The 21,407-nt window shown below is 69.3% G+C and carries 18 protein-coding genes; 5 read left to right on the top strand and 13 right to left on the bottom strand.

Translation table 11 applies throughout. The features are described 5' to 3' along the window. The first annotated feature begins 1 nt into the window (after position 1). Positions 2-1,291, top strand: coding sequence for an MATE family efflux transporter (locus G3576_RS28225; RefSeq protein ID WP_164697836.1), 1,290 nt, complete (start codon positions 2-4; stop codon positions 1,289-1,291). A 3-nt stretch (positions 1,292-1,294) separates the two neighbouring features. Here the strand turns inward: G3576_RS28225 and G3576_RS32665 are convergent, their stop codons facing one another. The 9 genes from G3576_RS32665 to argH form a co-directional block, all read right to left on the bottom strand. Continuing rightward, the gene (locus G3576_RS32665) at positions 1,295-2,992 is read right to left on the bottom strand and encodes a response regulator (RefSeq protein WP_207623084.1); all 1,698 of its coding nucleotides are present in this window, start codon (positions 2,990-2,992) and stop codon (positions 1,295-1,297) included. Beyond that, positions 2,970-4,493 carry an ATPase domain-containing protein gene (locus G3576_RS28235; RefSeq protein WP_164697837.1) on the bottom strand — a complete coding sequence of 508 codons (1,524 nt, stop codon included), beginning with the start codon at positions 4,491-4,493 and terminating at the stop codon, positions 2,970-2,972. Before G3576_RS28235 ends, G3576_RS32665 begins: the two co-directional genes overlap by 23 nt. Before the next feature lie 161 nt (positions 4,494-4,654). Next, positions 4,655-5,197: an MOSC domain-containing protein gene (locus tag G3576_RS28240; RefSeq protein ID WP_164697838.1), complete on the bottom strand. Its 543-nt coding sequence runs from the start codon at positions 5,195-5,197 to the stop codon at positions 4,655-4,657. Next, complete coding sequence (locus tag G3576_RS28245) at positions 5,197-7,803, bottom strand: TIGR02302 family protein (protein WP_164697839.1); 2,607 nt, start codon at positions 7,801-7,803, stop codon at positions 5,197-5,199. The genes G3576_RS28240 and G3576_RS28245 overlap by 1 nt, the downstream gene beginning before the upstream one ends. Beyond that, complete coding sequence (gene lysA / locus G3576_RS28250; RefSeq protein ID WP_164697840.1) at positions 7,800-9,176, bottom strand: diaminopimelate decarboxylase; 1,377 nt, start codon at positions 9,174-9,176, stop codon at positions 7,800-7,802. The genes G3576_RS28245 and lysA overlap by 4 nt, the downstream gene beginning before the upstream one ends. A 54-nt stretch (positions 9,177-9,230) precedes the next feature. After that, the gene (locus G3576_RS28255) at positions 9,231-9,647 is read right to left on the bottom strand and encodes a DUF2852 domain-containing protein (protein ID WP_164697841.1); all 417 of its coding nucleotides are present in this window, start codon (positions 9,645-9,647) and stop codon (positions 9,231-9,233) included. Positions 9,648-9,720: 73 nt separating this feature from the next. Then, the gene (locus G3576_RS28260) at positions 9,721-10,326 is read right to left on the bottom strand and encodes a TetR/AcrR family transcriptional regulator (protein ID WP_164697842.1); all 606 of its coding nucleotides are present in this window, start codon (positions 10,324-10,326) and stop codon (positions 9,721-9,723) included. 25 nt (positions 10,327-10,351) lie between these two features. Then, positions 10,352-10,486, bottom strand: coding sequence for a lipoprotein (locus G3576_RS32435; RefSeq protein WP_268888597.1), 135 nt, complete (start codon positions 10,484-10,486; stop codon positions 10,352-10,354). Beyond that, entirely contained in the window at positions 10,483-11,925 is a 1,443-nt protein-coding gene (gene argH, locus G3576_RS28265; RefSeq protein ID WP_164697843.1) for an argininosuccinate lyase, read from the bottom strand. The genes G3576_RS32435 and argH overlap by 4 nt, the downstream gene beginning before the upstream one ends. Here argH and G3576_RS28270 point away from each other — a divergent pair. The 3 genes from G3576_RS28270 to G3576_RS28280 all read left to right on the top strand — a co-directional run bounded on the left by G3576_RS28270 (position 11,894) and on the right by G3576_RS28280 (position 16,400). Then, positions 11,894-12,505, top strand: coding sequence for a TlpA disulfide reductase family protein (locus G3576_RS28270; RefSeq protein ID WP_328730017.1), 612 nt, complete (start codon positions 11,894-11,896; stop codon positions 12,503-12,505). The two genes, argH and G3576_RS28270, sit on opposite strands and share 32 nt — an antisense overlap. Positions 12,506-12,519: 14 nt before the next feature. Further along, positions 12,520-13,776, top strand: a complete 1,257-nt coding sequence (locus G3576_RS28275) for an aminopeptidase (RefSeq protein WP_164697844.1) — start codon at positions 12,520-12,522, stop codon at positions 13,774-13,776. Positions 13,777-14,531: 755 nt separating this feature from the next. Beyond that, complete coding sequence (locus G3576_RS28280; protein ID WP_164697845.1) at positions 14,532-16,400, top strand: ATP-dependent nuclease; 1,869 nt, start codon at positions 14,532-14,534, stop codon at positions 16,398-16,400. 169 nt (positions 16,401-16,569) lie between these two features. On the opposite strand, the gene G3576_RS28285 is transcribed toward G3576_RS28280, so the two are convergent. Genes G3576_RS28285 through G3576_RS28295 form a run of 3 tightly spaced genes read right to left on the bottom strand, consistent with a single transcriptional unit; the run spans position 16,570 to position 19,373 of the window. Beyond that, a complete protein-coding gene (locus tag G3576_RS28285) occupies positions 16,570-18,153 on the bottom strand; it encodes a GMC family oxidoreductase (RefSeq protein ID WP_164697846.1) in 1,584 nt (527 codons plus the stop codon). Continuing rightward, complete coding sequence (locus G3576_RS28290) at positions 18,150-19,133, bottom strand: Bug family tripartite tricarboxylate transporter substrate binding protein (RefSeq protein WP_164697847.1); 984 nt, start codon at positions 19,131-19,133, stop codon at positions 18,150-18,152. The genes G3576_RS28285 and G3576_RS28290 overlap by 4 nt, the downstream gene beginning before the upstream one ends. Positions 19,134-19,193: 60 nt before the next feature. Next, on the bottom strand, positions 19,194-19,373 hold the full coding sequence (locus G3576_RS28295) for a hypothetical protein (protein WP_164697848.1): 180 nt from the start codon (positions 19,371-19,373) through the stop codon (positions 19,194-19,196). A gap of 134 nt (positions 19,374-19,507) precedes the next feature. Between G3576_RS28295 and G3576_RS28300 the strand changes: the two genes are divergently transcribed. Beyond that, entirely contained in the window at positions 19,508-20,272 is a 765-nt protein-coding gene (locus G3576_RS28300) for a calcium-binding protein (RefSeq protein WP_164697849.1), read from the top strand. Here the strand turns inward: G3576_RS28300 and G3576_RS28305 are convergent, their stop codons facing one another. Next, a complete protein-coding gene (locus G3576_RS28305; RefSeq protein WP_207623085.1) occupies positions 20,273-21,355 on the bottom strand; it encodes a malate/lactate/ureidoglycolate dehydrogenase in 1,083 nt (360 codons plus the stop codon). Positions 21,356-21,407 lie beyond the last annotated feature (52 nt).

Below are 21,407 nucleotides of genomic sequence, written 5' to 3' on the forward strand. Positions count from 1 at the left end.
CATGCGCCGCATCCTGGCCCTGGCCGCGCCGACCACGCTGCTGGCCGCGGTGCAGGCGGGCGGGCAGTTGTTCGAGACCTGGCTGGCCGCGCGGCAGGGCACGGCGGCGCTGGCGGGCTGGGCCGTGGTGCTGCCCTTCGCGCTGCTGATGCAGATGATGTCGGCGGGCGCCATGGGCGGCGGCGTCGCCTCCGCCGTCGCCCGCGCGCTGGGCGCCAGGCGGCCCGAGGAAGCGGCGGCGCTGGTGCTGCATGCCGTGCTGATCGCGGTGGCGGCGGGGCTCCTCTTCGCCATCGCGCTGGCCGGCTTCCCCCGCGCGGTGCTCGGGCTGGTCGGCGGCGCCACGGCGGCGGAGGCCGCTGCCGGCTATAGCATCTGGCTCTTCGGGCTTGGCGCGGTGCCGGCCTGGCTGGCGAATACCTTGGCCTCCGTCCTGCGGGGCGGCGGGCGGCATGCGGTGGCGGCGCGGGTGATGCTGGTGACCTCCCTCGCCTATCCGCCGCTCGCCTGGCTGCTGGCGGAGCCGCTGGGGATGGGGCTGGCGGGGGCGGGCCTTGCCTATGCGCTGGCCATGCTGGCCGCGACGATCGGCCAGGGCGTGGTGGTGCTGCGGGGCGGCGCGGGGTTCCAGCCGACCTTCCGCGTGCCGATCCAGGGCGCGCTGTTCTGGCGCATCCTCTCGGTCGGGCTGGTGGCGAGCCTGCTGGCCTCCGTCGCCAATCTGACGACCATCCTGGTGACGGCGCGCATCCGCGACTATGGGCCGGAGGCCGTGGCGGCCTATGGCGTCTCCGCCCGGCTGGAATTCCTGATGATCCCGCTGGCCTTCGGCGTGGGGTCGGCGCTGACGGCGCTGGTCGGGCGCGCGGTCGGCGCCGGCGACTGGGCGGAGGCGCGGCGCATCGCCTGGACGGGCGCGCTGCTGGCGCTGGCCGTCACGGGGCCGGCGGGGCTGCTGGTGGCGATCTTCCCGGGCGCGGTCGCCGGCGCCTTCGCCAGCGACCCGGCCGTGGTGGCGCTGGCGACGCAGGCGCTGGCGATCATCGGGCCGGCGCTGCCGGGCTTCGGCATGGGCATGGCCTTCTACTTCGCCGCCATGGGCGCGGGGCGCATGCGCTGGCCGGCGGCAGCGGGGCTGGCCCGCATCGCCATCGCGGTGGGCGGCGGCTGGCTGCTGGAACGCTCGCTGGGGCTGGAGGGGCAGTTCATCGCCGTGGCGCTCGGCGTCACCGCCTATGGCCTGCTGGCGGCGGCGGCGGTGCGGCCGGGGGTCTGGCCGGGGAAGGGCTGACCCCTATCCCGCGCGGCGCGCCGCCTCATCCCCCAGCACGGCGCGCGTTGCGGCGGCGAGCGCCTCGATACGGTAGGGCTTGGGGAGCAGGCCGATGCCCTCCGCCTCCGCATCCCGCTTGGCGGCGGCGGCATAGGCGGTGGTCAGCAGCACGGGCAGGCGGGGGCGGCGGCGGCGCACTTCCCGCGCCAGTTCCACGCCGTTCATGCCGCCCGGCATCATCACGTCGCTGAACACCAGGTCGATCTTCCGGTGGTCCGCCAGCGCGCCGAGCGCCGCGGCCGCGCTGGCCGCCCGCGTCACGGTGAAGCCGATCTGCGCCAGCATCTCCTGCACCAGCGCCGCGACCTCGTCGTCATCCTCCACCAGCAGGACATGGCCGGCCAGTTGTTCGGCCGGCGCCTCCGCCATGCCGCCCCCATGGTCATCCGCGGGGCGGCGATGGGATCGCGGCAGCAGGAGGGAGATGGTGGTGCCCTGCCCGAGCGCCGTGTCGATCCGCACCGCGCCGCCGGATTGCCGCGCGAAGCCATAGACCTGCGCCAGGCCGAGCCCCGATCCCTTGCCGATGTCCTTGGTGGTGAAGAAGGGCTCGAAGACCCGGGCCACGACATCGGGCGACATGCCGGTGCCGCTGTCGATGACGGACAGCCGCACCGCGTCGCCGCGCAACTCCGGCTCCTCCAGCCCCGCGACATTCTCCGCCCGGATGGTGATGGTGCCGCCGCCCGGCATGGCGTCCCGCGCATTCACCGACAGGTTCAGGATGGAGAGTTCCAGCTCCCCGGGGTCGAGCTCCACGGGCCAGAGGCTGGGCGGGAAGTCCAGCGCGACATGCACGTCGCCGCGCAGGCTGCGGTCGAGCAGTTCGCGCATGCCGCCGATGTGGCGGCGGAGATCGACGGGTTCGGGTTGCAGCGCCTGGCGGCGGGAGAAGGCGAGGAGTTGGCGCGTCAGCCCCGCGCCGCGGGCGGCGGCCTGGCGCATGCCGTCCATCAGCAGGCGGCGGCGCTTGGGGTCCCCCTGGCGTTCCAGCATGTCGAGCCCGCCGGAGATCACCATCAGCAGGTTGTTGAAGTCATGCGCGACGCCGCCGGTCAGCTGGCCCATCGCCTCGATCTTCTGGGCGTGGCGCAGCGATTCCGCGATGCGCTCCCGCTCAGCGATCTGGTGGCGGAGCGCGGCATTCGCCTCCTCCAGCGCCCGCGTCCGGTCCGCGACCAGCCCTTCCAGCTCCCGCGCCGTGCGGGCCTGCTCCGCCAGGTGGGCACGCAGCTCGTACTGGCGGCGGCGGGCGCGCAGCGCGGCCTGGATGGTGCTGGTCAGCGTGATCGCCTGCACCGGGCGTTCGAGCAGGGACACGTTCCGCAACGCCGCGACCATGCGCGCCCGGCCGGCGACGACGGCGGGCTGTTCGCGATGGCTGGTCAGCACGACGAAGGGCAGGTCGGACCAGGGCGGCTGGCGGCGCACCCAGGCGACCAGCGCGTCCGTCTTCGCGTTGAACAGCGCCTCCTCCGCCACGAAGGCGGCGTCCGCGCCTTCCTCCAACCCGGCGACCAGGGCCGGCAGATCGCCGCATTGCCGAGTCTGCAGCCCGGCACGGCGGAACAGTTCGGCCGTGGCTGCGCCATCGCGGCCGGTAGGCGCCAGAACAAGGACGGTCCAGGCGTGCCCGTCAGAGCCTGGGGTCATCATCATGCAGCAACGGGTCGGGGGGGCCGGCATAGGTGGGGACGCCGGTGAAGATGCCGCTGAATTCGCGCAGCGGCGGCCCGATGCGCAGCCCCTGCGCGCCAAGCCGGAACTCCCGGATCGACGTCTCATGCGCGCTGCTGCGCTTCTTCACCACCGACAGCGCGCGCCGCACCTGCCCCTGGAATTCGAAGTAGCGCAGCATCAGCACGGAATCGGAGAGGTAGCTGAGGTCGACCGCGCTGTGGGACGGCCCGATCAGGCCGTGCTGCGCCAGCACGAGGATCGTCAGCACGCCGAGCTGCGCGAGGTAGCTCAGCAATTCATGCATCTGCAGGACGAGGAAGCGCTCATCCGGCATGGCGCTGAGATAGCCGTTCAGGCTGTCGATGACGATGACACGGGCATGGTCCACCTCCACCGCGTGGCGCACCAGGGCGGCGAATTCGCCCGGCGCCAGTTCCGCCGGGTCCACCTGCTGGAGGTGGACGAGACCGGAGGCGATGTAGGGCTGGAGCGGCGTGCCGAGCGACGCGGCGCGTTCCAGGATGGTGCCCAGGCCCTCATCGAAGGCGTAGAACACGGCGTGTTCGCCGCGCTTCGCCGCCGCCGCGACGTAGGCGAGGGCGAGGGACGACTTGCCGACGCCCGCTGCGCCCAGCAGCAGCGCGTTGGTGCCGCGTTCAAGCCCGCCGCCCAGCATCGCATCCAGCGCCGGGATGCCGGATGGCGTCGGCGCGCTGCTGAAGGTGGCGTGGTGTTCCGCCGCCACCAGGCGCGGATGGATGGCAAGCCCGCCGCGACGGATGGTGAAGTCGTGGTAGCCGCCGCGGAAGGGGATGCCACGCATCTTCATCACGCGCAGCCGGCGCCGGTCCCCGCCGTAATCGATTGCCACCTGCTCCAGCATGATGACGCCATGCGCGATGGAATGCAGCTGCAGGTCGTCCTTGCCGCTCGACAGGTCGTCCAGCATCAGCACGGTGCAGGCACGCGTGGCGAAGAAATGCTTCACCGCCAGGATCTGCCGGCGGTAGCGCAGCGAGTTCTGCGCCAGCATCCGCAGTTCCGACAGGCTGTCGAAGACGACGCGCTTCGGGTTGATGGCCTCCACCTTGTCGAAGATCAGGCGCGTCGTCTCGCTGAGTTCCACCTCCGCGGGGTGGAAGACCGTCAGCTCCCGATCGGGGTCGAGGCTGGCTTCGGGCGGCACGAGTTCGAAGATCTCCACGCCGCGGAGCGACCAGCCATGGCGCTTGGCGACCAGCCGCAGCTCGCGCTCCGTCTCCGAGAGGGAGATGTAGAGCGTGGTCTCCCCGTTCCGCGCGCCTTCCAGCAGGAACTGCAACGCGAGCGTCGTCTTGCCCGCGCCGGGGCGGCCTTCGACCAGGTAGACGCGATCGGGATCGAAGCCGCCGCCGAGGATGTCGTCGAGCCCGCTGCTGCCGGTCGAGATGCGGGGCGGATCGTCGTCCTCCATCGCGGGGTCGTCACGCCAGCCACCCATGCACGTCTCCCGCGGAGCGCGGCGACGATGCCGCGTGGAGCCCCGGGTATCCGGCCGGGGACTCTTTCCGCCAAGGCGATATCCTGCGCGGCGCCTTCACCCAATGGGAGGGGGCAGGCGATCACGGCTGCGATGGGATAGGGCCGGAACGGCCTGGCGGCCTACACGGGTGCGAGAGGGTGGAACCGGGATGGTTGCCATTCCACCGAGACGACATCGCCGGCCGCCACCGGGCCGCCCTGCAGCACCACCGCCATCACGCCGGCCTTGCGGACCAGGCCGCCCTGCGCGTCCCGTCCCAGCACCGCCTGCATCAGCCCGGGCTGGAAGGCATCGATCTGGCGGCAGGGGTTGCGCAGCCCCGTCACCTCCACGATTGCCGCCCCGCCCAGGCGCAGCCGCGTGCCGGTGGAGAGCGCCAGCAGGTCGATGCCGCGCGTGGTGACGTTCTCCCCCATCGCGGCGGGCGCGACGGCGAAGCCTGCGTCGGCGAGTTCGTCGAACAGCTCCGCCTGCATCAGATGGACCTGGCGGAGGTTGGGGACGGTCGGGTCCTTCGCCACGCGGGACCGGTGCTTCACCGTCACCCCCGCATGCGCATCACCCTCCACGCCGAGCCCCGCCAGCAGGGTGATGGCGGGGACGGGATGCTTGGAGAAGCGATGCGTGGAGTCCTTCGCGACAGCGATGACTTTGGCCGCCATCAGAAGCGCTTCAGCAGGCGGTCGATATAGTCCAGCTCCTCCTGCGGCCGGCCGCGTTCGGCGCCGCGCTTCCGCAGTTCCTCCTGGATGCGGCGGGTGCGGAGCAGCTCGGCCTCATCCGGCACGCGGGTATCGCTGCCATTGTCCTGGGCGCCGGGGGCTTCGCGCGTGCGGCGGCCAAGCGGATCGCGGCCCGGCCCCTGGTCCTGCGCCTGGTCCTGGCCCTGACCCCCGCCCTGGCCCTCCCCCATCATCTCGCCTTCGCCCTCGCCTTCCTCCTCGCCCTCCTGGCCCTGGCCGAACTGGCGCTGCATCTGCTGCGCCATCTGGCGGCTGCCTTCCTGGAGTTCGCGGATGGCGGTCTGCTGGGGGGTGCGGGCGTCGCGGCCCTCGGTCAGCGCCTCCTGCGCCTCCCGCATCGCCTGGTCGGCGCGGCCGAGCTGCGGCGGCACCTCCCCGGTCAGGTCGCCGAATTGCTGCATCACCTCGCCCAGCGCCCGGCGCAGCGCGCGCTGGGTGCGGGCCTCCCGCCCGGCCTCGGTGCGGGCGGCCTGCTCGGCCTCGTTCCGCTGGGCCTGGGCCTGTTCCTCCTGCTGCGGGTTGGGGCGGGACCAGGGGGCGCGGTTCTGCAGCTGCTGGGCGCGGCGCTCGGCCTCCCGCCGCTGCGTCTCCGCCTCCGCCCGGCGGTGGCCGCTATCCATCATCTCCGTCTGGCGCCGGACCATGTCCTGCACCACGCCCATCTGCTGCTGGCCGCGTTCGCGCTGCTGGCGCTGGCGCTGCTCGGCCTCGTTGCGGGGCGTGCGGCCTTCCTCCAGCGCGCGGAGCTGTTCCTCGAGCTCCGCCAACTCGCGCTGCGCATCCTGCGGGCGGTTCTCCCGGTTCGCCTCCCGCATCCGCTCCATGCGGCGGTCGAGTTCGCGCCGGTCCATCATGCGGTTCTGCGGGTCGAAGGGCATGGCCTCCGCATTCTCCCGCTGCAGGCGTTCCGCGAGGGCTTCCAGGTGGCGGCGGATGGCGTCGCGGAGTTCCTGGATGCGGCGTTCGGTCTCGGCGCGCTGCTCGGCGTTCTGCTCGCGGTTCTCCTGCTGCTCCCGCGCCGCCTGGTCCAGCGCCTCACGCAGGGCGGCGCGGGCCTGTTCCAGCGCGCGGGCGGTGCGCTCGGCGCGGCCTTCCTCCAGCGCGAGGGCCGTCTCCCACAGAATCTCCTGCGCCTCCCCCACCGCATCGGGGCGGCGGTCCCGCACCAGGCGGTGGCGGGCGCTGCGCAGCGCGAGGTAGGTGGTGGTGTCGTGCTCGAAGGCATCGGGCGCGGCGGCGATGCGATCCAGCTCCTGCCGCGCCTCCACGCGCCTGGTGGGATCGAGCGAGAGCGATTTGCGCAGCGCGATCAGCGCCTGGGCGACGGGGTGGGTGAAGCTGCGCTCCGGCAGCGTCAGCGTCGCGACCTCCGACCGCCCTTCCTGGCCGGCGCCGTCGCGCGCCACCAGCACCATCTCCACCTCCAGCCCCGCCCAGGGATGGGCGGAGAGGTCGGGCCCCGCGATGCCGCGGGCGCTGCGGGGCTGGCCGCCGGGCAGACCGATCTCGATCACATGGGCCGGCGCCTGGGGACGGGGCTTGAGCCGCATCTCGGCATGCAGGCTGGCGACGCCCCAATCGTCATCGGTGCGCCAGGACAGGCGCAGCGCCAGGCCGCGCGCGGCGCGGGCGGGCGGTTCCGCGAAGCTGGCGGTCGGCGGCTGGTCCGCCTGCACCGTCAGGGTCCAGCCCGCGACCTCGAAGCCATCGCGCCGGATCACCAGGCGGGCGCCCTGGTCCAGCTGCGCCTCCACGCCCCAGGACCGCCCATCGAGGGCGCGGAAGGGCGTGGCTTCGGTGCCGAGCTGCAGTTCCGGCGCGCCACCGCTGCCGCCGGAGAGCGCGACCTGCAGGCGGCTGCCCTGCGGCACGGTCACGGCACCGCCGGCGGGGTCGAGGAACAGGGGCGCGGCGCCGGTATAGGCGGGCGGCGTCACCCAGGCCTCGACGCGCAGCGCCGGCGTTGCCGCGGCCACCGCGAAGCCCGGCACCACGGCGCGGCGCAGCCGCTCCGGCGCCTCCGGCCCCGCCACGAAGAGGGAGGCGAGCAGCGCGACGCCGAGTGCGCAGCGCAGCGCGATGGGATCGCGGGCGGCGAGGCCCGGGCGCGGGATGCCGACCCGCAGCCGGCTGATGGAGGCCGCCGCGCGGCGGCGATGCGCTTCCCACACCGCCAGCGCCAGCGCATCCCCGCCCGCGGGCTTGTCGGCGAGCGCGGCCAGCGGCCGGTGCGGCAGGCCGGAGGCGCGTTCGAGGCGGCGATCCGCCTCCTCCTCCACCGGGAGGGACCAGGCGCGGAAGCCGCGCCAGGCGGCGAAGGCGAAGGCCAGGCCGAAGAGGACGGCCAGGACAGGCCTCGCCCAGTTCGGCAGCAGCAGCGGCAGGCCGAGCAGCGAGATGGTCAGGAACAGCCCCAGCACGCCGAGCGGCGGCCAGAGCGCGGGCCAGAGCCTTTCCCAGGCCAGGGCCAGCCGCGCCAGGGCGCGGCGTCGGGGGAGAGCGGCGAGCGGGTCCCGCCCCGTCACGCCGGGCTCGTCGGCGAGGGGCCCGTCATCCAGGAAGGCAGCGACTGGCCGGCCAGCAGGGCCTCCTGCGTCTGCCGCTCCCGCACCACCGCGAAGCGGTCGCCATCCACCAGGATCTCGGCCGCGAGGGGCCGGCTGTTGTAGGTGCTGCTCATCGACGCGCCATAGGCCCCCGCATCCAGGAACGCGACGAGGCTACCCGGATCGAAACCCGGAAGGCCACGATTTCTGGTGAAGGTGTCCCCCGTCTCGCAGATCGGGCCCACGACGTCGCAGGGGGCGATCGGCGCCACGTAGTCGGTGGGGGAGACGGGGACGATGCCATGCCAGGCGTCATACATGGCGGGGCGGATCAAGTCGTTCATCGCGGCGTCCACCACCACGAAGCGGCGCTCCGCCCCCATCTTCTGGAGGATGACGGAGGCGAGCAGCACGCCGGCGGGGCCGGAGATCCAGCGACCCGGCTCCACCATCAGCTCGACGCCGAGATTGCCGAGGGTGGAGGCGATGGCGCCGGCCAGCGCGGCCGGGGAAGGCGGCGGTTCGTCGCGATAGGGGATGCCGAGGCCGCCGCCGCAATCCACGCGCTCCACCGTCAGGCCCTGGGCGCGCAAGGACCGGACCAGGTCGGCCAGGTGGCCATAGGCGATGCGATAGGCGGAGACGCCGGCGGTGATCTGGCTGCCGATATGCACCGCGACGCCGACGGGACGGATGCCGGGCAATGACGCCATGCGGGCATAGAGGGCGGGGGCGTCGCCGATGGCGATGCCGAACTTGTTCTCCGACTTGCCGGTCGTGATCTTGGCGTGGGTCTTGGCGTCCACGTCGGGGTTCACGCGCAGCGCGACCGGCGCCTCGACTCCCATGGCGGTGGCGATGGCGGAGATCATCTCCACCTCCTCCGCCGATTCGGCGTTGATCTGCTGGATGCCCTCGGCCAGGGCGTAGCGGATTTCCGCCAGCGTCTTGCCGACGCCGGAGAAGACGATGTGGTCGGCGGCGATGCCGGCAGCGCGGGCCAAGCGGAGTTCGCCCTCGCTCACCACATCGGCGCCGGCCCCGGCTTCGGCCAGGGTGCGCAGCACAGCGAGGTTGGGGTTGGCCTTCACCGCGAAATGCACCTGGGCATCCGCCCGGGCCTCATCCAGCGCGCCCTGCAACAGGCCGAGGCGGCGGCGCAGCGTGCCGGCGGAATAGACCCAGCTCGGCGTGCCATGCGCGCGGGCGATGGCGGCCAGCGGCACGCCCTCCATCATCAGCCCCGCCGAGGGGTCCATGGTGAGGTGCGGGCGCAGCGCCAGCAGCTCGGCAAAGGTCGGATCTTCGCCGGCGCCATGGGAAGCGGGGGCGAGTGCGGGGAGAGCGGCCATCCCCTCAGTATTGGGGTGGCGGGGCCGTTCCGCCAAGCCGCCACCCTGCGTCCGTTACACGCGGGCGTCACGCGCCTGCATGAAACGCTCGAACTCCTCGCGGTCCCGGGCGCGCCGGAGCTGGTCCATGAAGGCCGCGAATTCGGCCTGCTGGGCATCGAGCGCCCGGCGCTCCTCCTCCAGCCGCCGCAGGACGCTGGCGCGGTGTTCGTCGAAGGCGGAGTTGCCGGAGGTGCCGGCCAGGGCGGCCGGCATGCGGTCCCGCAGGCGGGAGCGGAGGGCGAAACGGGCAGAACAGGGCATGGCGTGCAGGACTCCGAAGAGGGCGAGGAGGAAAAGGCCGATCGGCCACCAGGCGATGAAGCCCGCGATCATCACGGGCAGCCGCCAGCCACGCAGGAAGAAGCGCTGGCGCCAGGGGCGATCGGCGGTGGCGGGCGGGAAGCCCGGAAAGGCGGTGGCGGGGGTCATCGGCTCCTCGATGTGAATGTTGATGACATTTACATAGCGAGGTGGCGGAGCCTGGGTCAAGCAGAATCGATGGTCAGCGGGGTCGGATCAGGGCCTCGACCGCCATGCCCAGCACCTTCTCCGGCGTTGGCACGCCGGAGGACGGGTGCGGCCAGCCCGCGCGCTCCAGCCCGGCCACGCCATGGGACATGGCCCAGACCTGCAGGCCGAGCAGGCGCGCATGGTCCCTGCCCGCCCCTTCCGGCACGGCCCGGGCGATGGCGGCGACGAGGGCGGTGAAGCTGTTGCTGGTATCCACCTCCCCTTCCTTGGGCAGGCGCCAGGCGAACATCACGCTGTAATAGCCGGGTTCTTCCCGCGCGAAGCGGAGATAGGTGGGGCCCATGGCGGCGAGCCCGCCTTCCGCCCCCGCGGCGCGCATCCGGGCGCCGAACTCCGCATAGCCGCGCTGCGCCAGTTCCTGCAGCAGCGCTTCCTTGTCCTTGAAGTGGCGATAGGGGGCGGAGGGGGAGACGCCGGCGAGGCGCGCGGCCTCCGCCAGGGTGAAGCCGTTCGGGCCGCGCTCCGCCACCAGGCGCCGCGCGGCCTCCAGCAGGGACTCCTTCAGGTTGCCGTGATGGTAACCCCGCCTCGCGGCGAGGTCCGTCTCGGCACCGGGCGATGTGTTGTTCGTTGACATGGACAATAGCTTAGGTAGACGAAAATCACCGGCTCGGATAGGCGCGGGGATGCGTCACCTGGTCCGGCGGCCCGGGCGGGCGGATGGAGCCGGCGCGGCCGCAGGCGGACAGCGTGACGGCGAGCATCAGGACTGCCAGGCACCCCGCCAACCGCCTCATCCGAGCTTCTCCTGCCATTCCCGCGCCATGCGCGCGACATTCGCCGGCGCCGTGCCGCCGTAGCTGGTCCGCGACGCGACCGAGGCCTGGACCGTCAGAACGTCGAACACCCCCTGGTGGATGCGGGGCTCGACGAATTGCATGTCCTCGAGCGTGAGGCCCGCGAGGTCAACGCCCTTCTGTTCCGCCAGCGCGACCAGGCGGCCCGTGACGTGGTGGGCGTCGCGGAAGGGGAAGCGGAGCTCCCGCACCAGCCAGTCCGCCAGATCCGTCGCGGTGGAGAAGCCGGCGCCCGCGGCCTCCGCCAGGCGTTCCACCTGGGGCTGCATGTCGCGCACCATGCCGCCGATGGCGGCGAGGCCGAGGGTCAGGCTCTCCGCGGCGTCGAAGATGCCTTCCTTGTCCTCCTGCATGTCCTTGAAATAGGTCAGCGCCAGGCCCTTCATCACGGTCAGCAGCCCGACCAGCGAGCCAGTGATGCGCCCGGTCTTGCCGCGCACCAGCTCCGCCGCATCCGGGTTGCGCTTCTGCGGCATGATGGAGCTGCCGGTGGTGAAGGCGTCCGACAGCTTGATGAAGCCGAAATAGGGGTTGGTCCAGATCACGATCTCCTCCGCCAGGCGGGAGAGATGCGTGGCGCACATGGCGCAGGCGAAGAGGAACTCGGCGGCGAAGTCGCGCGACGCCACGCTGTCCAGGCTGTTGCGCGTGGGGCCATCGAAGCCGAGCGCCTTCGCCGTCATGTGCCGGTCGATCGGGAAGCCGGTGCCGCAGAGGGCCGCGGCGCCGAGGGGGCTTTCATTCAGCCGCTTGCGGCAATCGGCGAGGCGGCCGCGGTCCCGCGACAGCATCTCCACATAGGCCAGCAGGTGGTGGCCGAAGGTGGTGGGCTGGGCGGGCTGGAGGTGGGTGAAGCCGGGCATCACCGTGCCGGCATGCTCCGCGGCCCGCGCCACCATCTCCCGCATCACGGCGGCGATCTGGGCGTCCAGCCCATCGATCGCGTCGCGCACCCAGAGGCGGACATCGAGCGCCACCTGGTCGTTCCGGCTGCGGCCGGTGTGGAGGCGCTTGCCGGCCTCCCCGATCCGCTCCGTCAGCCTTGCCTCGATGTTCATGTGTATGTCTTCGAGGGATTCGCTGAAGGGGAAGCGCCCTTCCTCGATGTCCTTCCCGATGGCGGCCAGGCCTTCGCGGATGGCGGCCTCGTCCTCCGCGCTGATGATCCCCACATGGGCCAGCATCTTCGCGTGGGCGAGGCTGCCCGAAATGTCCTGCCGCCACATCTTGCGATCGAAGCCGATGCTGGCATTGATCTCCCGCATGATGGCAGAGGGGCCCTCGGCGTAGCGGCCACCCCAGAGATCATTGCTGGCACGCGGTTCGGTCACGGAGGAGTCTCTTTCGGTGCGAAGGTTTTCGAGGGATCGCCGGGCCATCCTGGCCGGGGTGCCGACCCTACTCGCGGCAGGGCTGGCGCGCCAAGCGGGCGCGGCGCCTTCCCTAACACCGGTCGCGGGCGGGGACCATGGCCTGTCCCGGCTGCGGGAGACGCCGGAAGGCCGCCCCCTGCCCGAAGGCCTGACCTTCACCGATGCCGAGGGCCGCGTGACGGGCTTCGACGCCTTCCGGGGCAAGGGCCTCGTGGTGAATTTCTGGGCCACCTGGTGCCCGCCCTGCGTGGCGGAGATGCCGGCGCTGGACCGCCTCCACGCCATGGTCGCCCGGGACGGGATCGAGGTGCTGGCCCTGTCCAACGATCGCGGCGGGCGGGCGCAGGTGGAGCCCTTCTACCAGCGCACGGGGCTCCGGCACCTCGGCATCTGGCTCGACCCCCGCGGCGCCACGGGGCGCGCGCTGGAGGTGCGGGTGCTGCCCACCACCCTGATCCTCGACCGGCGGGGGCTGGAGGTGGGGCGCCTGACGGGCGAGGCCGCCTGGGACCAGCCCGAGGTGGTCGCCGTGATCCGCCGCCTGACCCGCACGCCGGCCGCCGCGCCGGCCACCATCCGCAGCTAGAGAACGGAACGACCATGCCTGACGACGCAGCCCACCCGACCCTGTTTGAGACGCGGCTCGACAAGCTGGCGGCGCTGGCCGTGCGGGTCGGCCTCAATCTGCGGCCGGGCCAGGAAGTGGTGATGACGGCGCCGGTGGAGGCGCTGCCCCTGGTCCGCCGCATCGCGGCCCATGCCTACCAGGCCGGCGCCACGCTGGTGACGCCGCTGATCGGCGATGACGAGGTGGCGCTGGCCCGCTACCGCCACGCAGCCGACGACGCCTTCGACACGGCGCCCGGCTGGCTGTTCGAGGGCATGGCGGCGGCCTTCCGCGGCGGCGCGGCGCGGCTGGCGGTGGTGGGCGAGGACCCGACCCTGCTGGCGGGGCAGGACCCGGCCAAGGTGGCCCGCGCCAACCGGGCACGGAGCATCGCCTATCGCCCGGCGCTGGAACTCATCACCAGCTTCGCCATCAACTGGAACCTGGTCCCGGCCTCCACCCCCGGCTGGGCGCGGGAGGTCTTCCCGGGCCTGCCGGAACATGAGGCGGTGGCGAAGCTCTGGGACGCCATCTTCATGGCCTGCCGGGTGGACCAGGACGACCCGGTGGCGGGCTGGGCGGCGCACAACGCGACGCTGCACGCCCGCACGGCCTTCCTGAACGGGAAAGACTACGCCGAGCTGCGCTACCGCGGGCCTGGCACGGACCTGGTGATCGGGCTGGCGGACGGGCACCTCTGGGCCGGGGGCGCGGAGCCCGCCAAGAACGGGATCGTCTGCAACCCCAACATCCCGACCGAGGAAGTCTTCACCACGCCGCACAAGCTGCGCGTGGAAGGCACCGTGCGATCGACCAAGCCACTCGCCTACCAGGGCACGCTGATCGACGAGATCCAGGTGCGCTTCGAAGGCGGCCGCATCGTCGAAGCCCACGCGGCGAAAGGCGAGAACGTGCTGCACAAGGTGCTGGAGACGGATGAAGGCGCCCCGCGCCTCGGCGAAGTGGCGCTGGTGCCGCATTCCTCGCCCATCAGCGCATCCGGCCTGCTGTTCCGCAACACGCTGTTCGACGAGAACGCCGCGAGCCATATCGCCCTCGGCCAGGCCTATACGACCTGCCTGCGGGACAGCGCAGGGGTGCCGATGGAGGTGCTGGCCGAGCGGGGGGCCAACGCGTCGCTGATCCATATCGACTGGATGATCGGGAGCGGCGAGATCGACATCGACGGGGTGACGAAGACGGGAGGCGTGGAACCGCTGATGCGGAAGGGGGAGTTTGTGGGGGCGTAGTGCATGGGGAGGGCGCTGCCCTCCCCATACCCCTCCCGCCAGGGCCGAACCGGCCCTGGACCGTCTCTAAGGGGTTGAGAAGATGGGATACTACGGGTTTAGAAATTTTAGAATCGGGTGGGAATCGTTTGGTGCCAGGGGGTTAGGAGCCGAAACGTAAGGGGCGTTTAGCCGATTTAGGGCGTTTAGCACCGAATCAGCGGGGTGCTTTTGGACAAAAGGGCAGCCTGATTCGCGGGTTCAAGGAGCGGCCTCGGGCTGGGTGGCGCGAGGCATATGTTCCTATAACGCGAGACGGAACGCCGAGTCTAGTGGAATAGGGCAGTTACCATGGGTTATCATGGCTGCGTTTTGATTTCGGGAATAGAAACAAAAGATAGGTAAAGCGCAAGGCAGCGCGGCGCGAATGCAGTCCGGAATACCAATCAAGAGAGCAATCTTGGCCCACATCGGTCATCGTGGGCGGTGGAACCAGGAAGGAATCACACAGGCTGGCATAGAGGCGGTTGGGCGCCTAGGAAACCCGCACAGGCTCGGCCGTTCGGGCAGCGGACCCATGGCAGAAGCGAGCGATATGGTGTCAGACATGGCCAACGCCGAAGGTTGACAGTGCGCAACGCGCAGAAGGCTAAGGCGACGCTACAGTACAACCATCATACGCAAACTGTTCATAGCGAAATGAATGTCGTTGCATCAAATAACCGAGCGAGGTATCCTCAGCGTACAACCCACAAGCAGCAAAAAGCAGCGAATTCATGCAAATTAAAGCCGCCAAAATAAAAACATTTCGCACAATCAAGGATGAAATCGAGATCCCCATCGCGAACGGCGTAACAATAGTCGGCGCAAATAATACCGGGAAGACGAATTTGCTTAGAGGTATTAGATTATTTTTTACCGGCCATGAGAATGAATTGGGCTACTCACGCCATCATGATCTCAGCTTTGACCAAGCACCCGCGCAAACAAATATATCGATGACATTCTCACTCAGCGATGACGTTGCCGATCAAGAAATTATTGCCAATTTGAGCAACGTTAGACGGCTCCTGGGAGTTGTCCCCAGCGATAAATCTGACAATTCAGAGCTAACAGTATACTTGACGTTCTCCTTGAATTCCAAGCCAAGCTATCGTGTATACCCAAATCTTAGACGACCAAACGCTCCCAATACGAAGGTCCAATATTCTCGCCTCGAAAAAAAACTTGTTGAAAGTATTCTTGATTCGTTTTCCGTTCATTATATTCCGTCAGAAAAAAGCACGACCCAGTTATACCAGGAACTTGTTACGCCGTTCTTGAAAAGGCAGCTTTTCATATCGATCCAGCCGCACCTCCACGAAATGAAGAATGCTATGAGAAACGCAGCGGCCGCCTTAGACAAGGCGCTGCAGGACTCCGGACTAAGTGGGCTTTCTTGCGATTTTTCAGTACCGGAACACCCGGATCGATTTTTCCGTGAGGTGGATTTTTCCATCAAGGATCCCAATTTGACAGGCATCGCTTCGAAGGGCATGGGTATCCAATCTACTGCCCTCCTTGCAGCCTTCAGCTGGATCACCGAAGAAGAAAAAAAGAGTGGAAAAAATGTGCTGTGGCTACTCGAAGAGCCAGAAGCATATCTGCACCCTCAACTCGCAACACAATGCCGAAATTTGATTCAAAATATTTCAACAAATTCCCAAATTGTAACCACAACGCATTCGCTTAGCTTTGTTCCGGACGATCCAAAACGAATAATTGGCACCGAGCTTGCAAGCGGCTGGACGGTACCGAAATATTTTAAGACGTACATTGAAGCAACGAGTGCGATCAGACAATCTCTTGGAGTAAGATTCAGTGATTTTTACAACCTCGACCGCTTCAACATTTTTGTAGAAGGGGAAACGGACCGAGATTATCTCGACTATATGTTAAAGCGCATTTCCCAAAATACCGACGCCGCTTCAAATTTCCCGCTGCTTTGCTCTAAGCGGTTAGCAATACTAGATTTTGGCGGTGTGCGAGGGATTGAAGGGTTTCTCAGGGCTACGTACCAAATGATTCGCGCAGAGCGCGCTTGCGTCGCTATGCTTGATGGGGATGCCGCTGGCGACAAATGCCGTAGAGATCTGCAAGGATTCTTTGGCGAGAAGAAGATTCCATTTGAAGCAAACGATCATTTTATTGTCGTCCGAGATCGATTCGCGATAGAGGGACTGTTCCCCGACGAGTGGATTTTAACGACGCATGCAACGCACCGGCAATGGTTTGAGGATTTCTCGGTGGATAGCGCCGGCGCCTTACAGCCCTTTTCTATCCACAAGAATAGCAAAAAATCTTTTGCATCGGCGATGTTTGCCAGGGCGGATCGAGAGCCGAATCAAGATTGGATGGACCGCTGGATCAGCCTTTTTAAAGCCCTCGAAAAGGGTCTCAGCCGACAGTCCGAGAGACTCTACAATGAAGTTGACAGTCAACCGCAGACCGACAAGCTCGAGCAGGCTTCAGCCGCGGACAACACCACAACTGGGGCACTCAAAAAAAATGGCCCACCAAAGCTGTTAGTCAAACTCCGAAAACTATCAAAAAATTCAGTGCCAACGCCGACGGCAGAGAGCGACCAGAAAGGAAAAGCGGAATAGTCATATCAATGCCAAAACCCAATGCAAACGCACATCGTTGAGTGGTGGGCGGCGCGAAAAGGGTCGCCCACCCTAAAATACTCATTGGGATTGCGCGGAATCGCACTTATCGCGCTCCAAGCCGAATTTGAAGCAAACCATTGGAAAGGCTTTGATCTCCAATAACTCGTTATCCCCGCATAAACCCCGCACACCGCTCCCCCACCATCAGCGCCGCCGGCTGGATGTTCGGCGAGGGAATCAGCGGGAAGGCGCTCGCATCGGCCACGCGCAGCCCGTCCACACCCCGCACGCGCAGTTCCGGGTCCAGCACGGCGCGGTCGTCGCTGCCGATGCGGGCGGTGCCGCAGGGGTGGAAGACGGTGCTGGCGGTGTCGCGGATGCTCTGGGCGTACGCCTCGTCGGAGGCCGCCCCGGCGCCGGGGCGCAGTTCCTCCTCGATCAAGCCGCGCAGGGGGCCAACTGACGCGATCCGACGGCACAGGGCGGCGGCGCCGAGCATGATCCGCCAGTCATTGGGGTGGTCCAGGTAGTTGGCGTGGATGATCGGGTGGTCGGCGGGGTCGGGGCTGCGGAGCCGCAGGGTGCCGCGGCTGTCGGGGCGGCAGGGGCCGTAGTTCAGCATCACGCCGGGGTGGCTGTGCAGGCCCTTCGAATAGTCGAAGGTGGAGAAGTTGACGAAGAGGAGTTGCGCCTCCGCTTCCTCCGCGCCGGGGGTGATGCGGGCGAAGGCCGTGGCCTCCCCGGCGCCGATGGTCAGGGGGCCGGCCTGGCGCAGCAGCCAGTCCAGGCCCATCGCGGCCTTCCTGATGTTGCTTTGCAGGATCTCGTTCAGCGTGCCGCAGGGCTTCGTGCGGAAGATGAACTTCGCGATCAAATGGTCCTGCAGGTTGCGGCCGACATCGGGGCTGTGGGCGACCACGGGGATGCCCATGGCCTGCAGGGCGGCGCCGTCGCCGATGCCCGACAGCATCAGCAGTTTCGGCGTCTCGATCGCGCCCGCCGAAACCACGATGGATCGGGTGGCGTTGAAGCGGCCTTGCGCGGTCTCCACGGCGACGGCCCTGCCCTGTTCGAAGACCAGGCGGTGGGCCTGGATGCCGGTGCGGACTTCCAGGTTGGGGCGCGCCATGGCGGGGCGGAGGTAGGTGCGGGCGGAGGAGGATCGCCAGCGGCCATCGACGTTGAGCTGGATGGGCGCCGCGCCTTCGATGCTGCCGCCGGCGTTGACGTCGCCGAGGCGCGGAAGCCCGGCCTCGATGCAGCTCTCGATGAAGGCGCGGGGGGCCTCGGCCAGGCGGCGGGGCTCGCCCACCTGGATGGGGCCGGTGGTGCCGCGGGCCTCGCTGGGCGGGCCGAGCCAGGTTTCCATGCGGCGGAAGAAGGGCGCGACCTCCTCGTAGGACCAGCCGCGCGCGCCGGCCTGGGCCCAGCGGTCGTAGTCATGCGGGCTGCCGCGCAGGAAGACCAGGCCGTTGACGGAGCCGGAGCCGCCGAGGACGCGGCCGCGGGGCCAGTGGATCTGGCGGTTGCCGAGCTGGGGCTCGGGCTCCGTCATGAAACGCGGGTCGTAGCGGCCGGTGCCGTAGAGCTTGCCGTAGCCCAGCGGCAGGCGGATCCAGGGGTCCTTGTCCGGCGGCCCGGCCTCAAGGAGGAGGACGCGACATGAGGAATCTTCCGAGAGGCGGGCGGCGACGACGCAGCCGGCGGAGCCGCCGCCGATGACGATGACGTCGGCTGTAGTGTTGCTCACGGTTCCAGCTTCACGCCGGTGCGGGCCACCACCTGGCCGAATTTCGCGAGTTCGGCGCGGAAGAAGGCCTCGGCATCGGTCGGCGCGTTGGGGCGGGTCCAGGGATTCACCCCGGCGACGAGGAGGCGTTCGCGCAGTTGCGGTTCCGCGATGGCGGTGCGGATGGCGCGGTTGAGGGTCTCGACCACGGCGGGCGGCATGCCCTTGGGGCCGATGACGGCGAACCAGTTCTCCAGGTCGAAGCCCGGCAGCGCGGATTCGGCGAGCGTCGGGATGTCGGGGAAGGAGGGGAAGCGCTCGAGGCCCGTGACGGCGATGCCGCGCACGCGGCCGTCCCGCACCTGGCCGGCGGCGGAGGCGAGGACGGCGACGCCCCACTGCGTCTCGCCCCGGGCGATGCTCTCCACCATCAGGCCGCCGGAGCGGTAGGGCACATGGGGGAAGCGGCCGGGCATGTTGAGGACGGCGGCGACCATCTCGGCCGAGAGATGGGGCATGGAGGCGACGCCGGAGGAGGCGAAGGGCAGGTTCTCGCCGCCTTCGCGGAGGCGCGCGATGGCGTCCTGGGGGGTGCGGGCGGGGAAGGATGGCGGGGCGACGACGATCATCGGGCCGGTGCCGACGACGGCGATATGGGTGAAGTCGCCGATCGGGTCGTAGCGCGTGCCGCCCTGCACGGCATTGGGGGCGAGGGCATGGGAGGAGGCCTCCACCAGCATCAGCAGGTGCCCGTCCGGCGTCTGGCGGCGGAGCCAGTCACTGGCGATGAGGCCGGCGGCGCCGGGGCGGTTCTCCACCACGACGCGGCCATTCGGGCCGAGGGCGGGGCCGAGGCGGTCGGCCAGGAGGCGGGAGGTGACGTCGGTGGAGCCGCCGGGGGCGAAGCCGACCGCGAGGGTGATGGTGCGGTCGGGATAGGCGAGCGCGGGGGTGGCGAGCGCGGCGGCGACCGTCAGGCCGAGCAGGGTGCGGCGGAGCATGGTGCGGGTCCTCCCATTCGTTGCGGGGAGGGTCGCGCGCCACGGACGGGCGCGCAAGGCTCAGCGGCGGATGGGGACGCGTTCGGCGGTCATCCAGTCGGGCCAGCCGACGAACTTCTCGATGGCGACGAGGGCCAGGCAGATCGCGATGGTGGCGAGGATGATCTTGATGCGGGTCGGGGATGGAGGGTGGCGGAACCACTGGGCGAGGCGGATGAGCAGGCGGGTGAGCGGGTCCATGGGGCGTTTATGCCTCGGCGTGAGGCGCGGGGACAGCGATCGCGCAGGCGTGACGGGACCGTTGCGCGGGCCGACGCATCGCAACCCTCGGTCGTGGATTTCTCTCTTGGGTTGTGGAAACGGAGGGATGATCCATGGCGCGCATCGTGGGCACGAATGGCGTGAACCGGCTGGTCGGGACCGGGGAGGCGGACCGGATCTACGGACTCGGCGGGTATGACATCCTGGATGGGCGGGGCGGCGACGATGCGCTGTATGGCCGGGCCGATGCCGATGCGCTGTATGGCGCGGGCGGGCGGGACACGCTGGATGGCGGCGCGGGGGCGGATGCGCTGGCCGGCGGTGACGGCGACGACCTGTTGCGCGGGGGCGAGGGCACGGATGCGCTGACGGGCGGGTCCGGGAACGATGTGCTGCGCGGCCAGGCGGGGAATGACGCGCTCTATGGCGATGGCGGCGATGACCGGATGTATGGCGGGACGGAAGGCGATGCCATGGCTGGGGGCGATGGCAATGACCGGATGTTCGGGGAGGATGGCAGCGACATCCTGAATGGCGGGGATGGCGACGATGCGCTGTTCGGCGGTAACGGGCCGGACGCGATCGCGGGCGGCGCCGGGCGGGACCGGATCTATGGCGATGCGGGCGCGGATACGATGTCGGGCGGCGCGGATGCGGACCGCTTCTATTTCCGCGCGGGATCGGGTGCCGACACCATCCTGGATTTCCAGGATGGCGTGGACAGGCTGGTGCTGATCGGCGCCGGCGGCTTCGGCGCGGTCAGCATTGCCGAGAACGGGGATGGCGATGCGGTGCTGGCCTGGGGCGACGGGCAGAGCATCGTGCTGGAGGGTGTCGCGGCGGCGTCGATCACCGCCGCGGATATCGTCTTCGCCTGATCAGGCCGGGTCGTTGATGCCGAGGCGCCGCGCGGTGTCGAGGATGCTGTCCCAGGTGTCGCGCTGGAGCGGCACGCCATTGGCCAGGCGGTCGGCCTTGGTCGTGGCTTCCTTGTCGCCGGGGGCCAGCACGGGCTGGCCCTCCGTCGCGGGGTTGGTGGCGACGACCCAGTCCACATAGGCGCGGCCGGCTTCCTCGAATTCGGCCTGGGTGCCGAAGTGCTTGGGCGAGACGTAGAAGGAGAGCATGCCATTGGCGATGCGGCCGCGCGCCTCCACGGGGCCGGAGGTGCCGCCGCCGGTCAACGCGCCGGCCAGCATCTCGCACATGAAGGCGAGGCCGCTGCCCTTGTGCTCCCCGAAGGCGCGGATGGCGCCGCGGCCGTTGGCGGGGTTGCGGGGGCCGATGGTGTCGTAATGGCCGTAGAGGGTGTGGGGGTCGCCGGAGAGGCGGCCATCGGGCTCGATCAGCGCATCGGCGGGCAGGGCCTTGCCGCCGTTGGAGGCGACGAGGACCTTGCCCTCCGCGACCAGTGAGGTGGCGAAGTCGAGCACGAGGGGGCGGCCGGGCAGCGGGACGCCAATGCTGATGGGGGCGGTGGAGAAGCGGCGCTCCGTGCCGCCGAAGGGGGCGACGAGGACGGAGCCGGCGACGTTGACGAAGTGGACGGAGAGGAGGCCGGCCTCGATCGCCATTTCGGAATAGGCGCCGACGCGGCCGATATGGCCGGCGTTGCGCAAGCCGACGACGGCGATGCCGTGTTGCTGCGCGCGTTCGATGCCCATGCGCACGGCCTGGGGGGCGACGGTCTGGCCGAAGCCGAAGAGGCCGTCGAGCAGGAGGAAGCTGCCGCCATCGGTGACGGTGGCGACGTTCTGGCCCTTCAGGACGTAGCCGGCCTGGAGCCATTCGACATAGCGCGGCACGCGGGCGACGCCGTGGCTGTCATGGCCGGCGAGGTTGGCGTCAAGCAGATGGGTGGAGATGCGCGTCGCCTCCGCCTGGTCGCAGCCGGCGGCGGCGAAGATGCGGGTGACGAAATGCTCCACCTGCTGGGCGGGGATGTGGATGGTATCGGCCATGGGTGCCTGTTTCCTCGGGTTGGAGGAAACGTGCACGCGAGGCCTGGGGGCG

Source organism: Falsiroseomonas algicola (assembly GCF_011040385.1).
Lineage (GTDB): Bacteria > Pseudomonadota > Alphaproteobacteria > Acetobacterales > Acetobacteraceae > Falsiroseomonas > Falsiroseomonas algicola.

Coding starts and splice junctions, on each gene's coding strand:
- G3576_RS28300 (WP_164697849.1), top strand. CDS start 19,508: ATGGCGCGCATCGTGGGCACGAATGGCGTGAACCGGCTGGTCGGGACC.
- G3576_RS32435 (WP_268888597.1), bottom strand. CDS start 10,486: ATGAGGCGGTTGGCGGGGTGCCTGGCAGTCCTGATGCTCGCCGTCACG.
- G3576_RS28305 (WP_207623085.1), bottom strand. CDS start 21,355: ATGGCCGATACCATCCACATCCCCGCCCAGCAGGTGGAGCATTTCGTC.
- G3576_RS28225 (WP_164697836.1), top strand. CDS start 2: ATGCGCCGCATCCTGGCCCTGGCCGCGCCGACCACGCTGCTGGCCGCG.
- G3576_RS28280 (WP_164697845.1), top strand. CDS start 14,532: ATGCAAATTAAAGCCGCCAAAATAAAAACATTTCGCACAATCAAGGAT.
- G3576_RS28290 (WP_164697847.1), bottom strand. CDS start 19,133: ATGCTCCGCCGCACCCTGCTCGGCCTGACGGTCGCCGCCGCGCTCGCC.
- lysA (WP_164697840.1), bottom strand. CDS start 9,176: ATGGCCGCTCTCCCCGCACTCGCCCCCGCTTCCCATGGCGCCGGCGAA.
- G3576_RS28275 (WP_164697844.1), top strand. CDS start 12,520: ATGCCTGACGACGCAGCCCACCCGACCCTGTTTGAGACGCGGCTCGAC.
- G3576_RS28235 (WP_164697837.1), bottom strand. CDS start 4,493: ATGGGTGGCTGGCGTGACGACCCCGCGATGGAGGACGACGATCCGCCC.
- G3576_RS28295 (WP_164697848.1), bottom strand. CDS start 19,373: ATGGACCCGCTCACCCGCCTGCTCATCCGCCTCGCCCAGTGGTTCCGC.
- G3576_RS32665 (WP_207623084.1), bottom strand. CDS start 2,992: ATGATGATGACCCCAGGCTCTGACGGGCACGCCTGGACCGTCCTTGTT.
- G3576_RS28240 (WP_164697838.1), bottom strand. CDS start 5,197: ATGGCGGCCAAAGTCATCGCTGTCGCGAAGGACTCCACGCATCGCTTC.
- G3576_RS28255 (WP_164697841.1), bottom strand. CDS start 9,647: ATGACCCCCGCCACCGCCTTTCCGGGCTTCCCGCCCGCCACCGCCGAT.
- G3576_RS28260 (WP_164697842.1), bottom strand. CDS start 10,326: ATGTCAACGAACAACACATCGCCCGGTGCCGAGACGGACCTCGCCGCG.
- argH (WP_164697843.1), bottom strand. CDS start 11,925: ATGGCCCGGCGATCCCTCGAAAACCTTCGCACCGAAAGAGACTCCTCC.